We start from the raw sequence: 2,481 nt of genomic DNA, 5'->3' as shown, positions 1-2,481 counted from the left end.
CCTCGTCTTAACGGCAAGAAAATTGGTGCGCCTGATTGATGCGCTGCTCCGCAACAATCAAATATATGCGCCGAAAAAGAAGGTGACGCGATGAGGTAACCTTCATCGATAACCTTGGTCATATCGGCTTCCAGTTATTTACAATATACTGGAGGCTTGGTTTAGTGCACCCTTTTTTATGACATATGGCCAAAAGAATTTCCAATTCATTTGTTTTTAACTCTTGACATCACACCGTAGGACTTTATTCCTTGTACCAAGTCGTTTTTCGCCGTTCGGTCGTCTGGAAAGGAAGGCAAGTCCCTGTAGGGAGGAGAATGCGCAAATGACGCTCCTGTTGACCATCCTCTGTTTTTTGAGCGGGTCATTGATGTTTTCATATTGGCTCGGCCTTTTGAAGAACAAAAATATCCGAACGGTCGGCGACGGAAATCCCGGAGCGGCCAACCTTTGGAAAGCCGCGGGCTATAAGTACGGATTGGTGGGGATCGCCCTCGATTTTTTGAAAGGTTATCTTCCCGTTCTCATCATTTTAAAGTACGATTGGGCGAAAAATGGCCAGATGATTCCGATTGCCCTGGCGCCCATTGCCGGCCACGCCTTTTCCCCGTTTTTAAGATTTAGAGGCGGGAAAAGCTTGGCGGTCAGCTTCGGCGTTTGGAGCGCCTTGACGGCATTCCGGGCGGCCGTTGCCTATGCGTTCGTTTTGGCGGTCTTCTTTGTGGTCACGCATTTGCTGAAAAGGGGCAAACCGGTATCGAGCGACGAAGACGGCTTCCAAACGACGTTAGGCATGCTGCTTTTGTCCTTTTATCTGTATTATCGGCAATATCCGGCCCCCATTCTCTGGATCTGGTTCGGAAACTTCGCGCTTTTGTTTTATAAAAACAGGGCTGGCATTGTCAGGGTATTGAAACATCTGTCAAATAAGGAAGAAAAACAATTTCCGGTTTAAGACCGCGAGATGAACAGGTTTAAGAGGCGGACGGAATGCGTGAACGGAGCTCACTTACGTGTCTGGATTTGCAGGATTTTGTTGTGCAAACTCTGTTCCGTTTCCCCATTGACTTGGTGGAAGGAAATTCGACCCCGCCGGATTGGGCGAGGGAGCACCGACCTCTTCGGTGGGCGGGAAAACGGGAGGGGTGTGGCCGCCATTAGATTGGCCCCTTTTTATTCAATCCGCGCAGGAAGCCGGCGCCCGCCCAGTAGATCGATGGATATCAGTCCGGCCTTTCTGCCCAGGTTTTTGGTGGTCACAAGACCGAAATCCCCGTTTGGTATATTTCTCGATAAAAGCCAAGGCATGTGAGCCGGATTTTCGAGTTAAAAGCGATGCCTGTTTTTTGTCGTCGATCGTCGGTAGCGCACAAACCCCGGGGGATCGACGACAAGAACAAATTGTTGGGAAACCCTATCCTATCGCACTTTTCGACAGGGAGAGATCATTTTTTCTTTTTCAGGAGGAGTTTTTATCATGATGTAGAATACTTTAATATCAACCCAATTTGGGTTTAGATCTTACCTATGAGGAATTGAAAGTCAAATAGTGGTATATAAAACGTTATAAAGTATTTGAGTTTAGATCTTACCTATGAGGAATTGAAAGAAGTTTTTGAAAGAGATAATTATACTTGTCAAAAATGTTTAGATCTTACCTATGAGGAATTGAAAGTTTCCGAGTTCACTTGTTCGAGCGCTTCGATCAGTTGTTTAGATCTTACCTATGAGGAATTGAAAGTCATCCCGCCATATGATACCCGTCAGGCTGTCCCAAAGTTTAGATCTTACCTATGAGGAATTGAAAGCCCAGCGCCGTAAGTTTAGCGGTATGTCTCAATAAGTTTAGATCTTACCTATGAGGAATTGAAAGATGGTTCCGGATGAATGGCTAGTTGAGTATAGCAGACGTTTAGATCTTACCTATGAGGAATTGAAAGTATTTTGATTCGGCCGTCGTAGCCGCGGCGGCCTTCGTTTAGATCTTACCTATGAGGAATTGAAAGTGAACATTCCGTGACGGTCGGTTACATAGTCCACAAGTTTAGATCTTACCTATGAGGAATTGAAAGAATTTCTCCAGTTAGGCCACCGGAATAGCTCAATTTGGTTTAGATCTTACCTATGAGGAATTGAAAGAAAGCAAATCGGCGCGTTGCCCCGATGCCTAAATGGGGTTTAGATCTTACCTATGAGGAATTGAAAGTCTTCCAACAAATGAATACCCGCATCTCCCGCATTTGGGTTTAGATCTTACCTATGAGGAATTGAAAGTTGCGTTCGTGAAACTCATTACCATGTCAATCTTTTGTTTAGATCTTACCTATGAGGAATTGAAAGTTTTTTGGGAGGGGTGGAGCATGAAGATCAAGGTCCGTTTAGATCTTACCTATGAGGAATTGAAAGTACGCTGCTCCAACCGCTTTCCCATATTGGAGAAAGCGTTTAGATCTTACCTATGAGGAATTGAAAGTTTTTTGG

2 protein-coding genes and 1 CRISPR repeat array are annotated in these 2,481 nt (G+C 45.1%); of the genes, one reads left to right on the top strand and one right to left on the bottom strand.

Going from position 1 to position 2,481, the window contains the following annotated elements; all coding sequences use genetic code 11:
• The first annotated feature begins 325 nt into the window (after positions 1 to 325).
• The gene (locus CCB157_RS16495; RefSeq protein ID WP_077616904.1) at positions 326 to 955 is read left to right on the top strand and encodes a glycerol-3-phosphate acyltransferase; all 630 of its coding nucleotides are present in this window, start codon (positions 326 to 328) and stop codon (positions 953 to 955) included.
• Positions 956 to 1,005: 50 nt separating this feature from the next.
• Here the strand turns inward: CCB157_RS16495 and CCB157_RS16490 are convergent, their stop codons facing one another.
• The gene (locus CCB157_RS16490) at positions 1,006 to 1,158 is read right to left on the bottom strand and encodes a YpzG family protein (RefSeq protein WP_077616903.1); all 153 of its coding nucleotides are present in this window, start codon (positions 1,156 to 1,158) and stop codon (positions 1,006 to 1,008) included.
• Between the two features lie 354 nt (positions 1,159 to 1,512).
• A CRISPR array of direct repeats spans positions 1,513 to 2,473; the repeat unit is 30 nt; unit sequence GTTTAGATCTTACCTATGAGGAATTGAAAG.
• Between the last annotated feature and the right edge of the window lie 8 nt (positions 2,474 to 2,481).

The organism is Caenibacillus caldisaponilyticus, from assembly GCF_002003465.1.
In the GTDB taxonomy this organism is placed as follows: Bacteria; Bacillota; Bacilli; order Bacillales; family Sporolactobacillaceae; genus Caenibacillus; species Caenibacillus caldisaponilyticus.
Note: the sequence above shows the minus strand (reverse complement) of the source record. Positions and strands in the feature narration are given on the sequence as shown.